This is a genomic window from Planomonospora algeriensis, assembly GCF_977012225.1.
Map to the genome: position 1 here is coordinate 1 of NZ_CDRNDK010000957.1, position 900 is coordinate 900.

At 65.8% G+C, this 900-nt stretch carries 1 protein-coding gene; it reads right to left on the bottom strand.

Annotation, left to right across the window (positions count from 1 at the left end):
* Window positions 1-122: 122 nt before the first annotated feature.
* Window positions 123-557 carry a hypothetical protein gene (locus ACWJ6R_RS37160; RefSeq protein WP_449066675.1) on the bottom strand — a complete coding sequence of 145 codons (435 nt, stop codon included), beginning with the start codon at window positions 555-557 and terminating at the stop codon, window positions 123-125.
* Between the last annotated feature and the right edge of the window lie 343 nt (window positions 558-900).

The window sequence follows — 900 nt, forward strand, 5'->3', positions numbered from 1 at the left end:
CCGGGTGGGCGCGGATACACCTGGCGTGCTCACCTCAGCACTTCAAGATCAGTACCAGCCACCACCCACCGCCTCCGCGATGGTCCAGTGCTGCCCGTAGCGTCTCGCCAGGTCCGCCAAGGTCACCGGGAACCCCCGGGAGTCGACTGCGACGGAGCGGATTCACGGGCACGGTCGCCTCCCGTCATCGCGGTAGCGATCAGGTCTGCGACCCGTTCCGGCTGCTCGGAGCGGACCGTCTCCAGGTCGGGCCCGTTGCGAAGCGACACCAGGTAGCAGCCCGAGCGCGGCCCCATCGTCACGGTCGCGTCCCGCCCGCCCTGAGGGCCGGTCACGGTCAGTTCCGGCGGGTAGCGGTCCAGCCAGTACCGCCGCAGCGACCTGTCCGGCCAGATGCCGCCCGCGTGATCACCGAACAGCCCGAGACTGATCGTGTGGTGACGGCGTGCCCGGATGCCCCGCTCCGCGAGAAGCCTGTGAACCACCGCCAGTGCCCTGTCCTGCTTCTCCGCTGTCGCCTCGTCAACGACGGGCGGGATGGCTCTAGAGTTATCCACGGATCGCACCTCCAGTGTGCGGTCAAGGGACCCGTACGGCGTGACAGCGCCTGCGGGTCCCGCTTTTGCCGTTCTCCAATGACATCGTTGAGAATCATGTACGGACAGGGCGGACTAGAGGAGACAGGCAGTCTCCTCCCTCTAGAGGTAATCCGAGATGGACAATGTCCCGAATTGGGCGTTAAGGCTACGTGCTGGGCGGCGCGAAAAATTCTGGTCGCAGAGGGACATGGCCCGTGCGCTCATGGAGGCTGCCGACGAGCGCACTCGTGACTGCTTGCCAGGGCGAAGGGCTGAAGGAGTTCTCACATCGTGAGACCGAGGGCGATGAGCGGGTTATTGA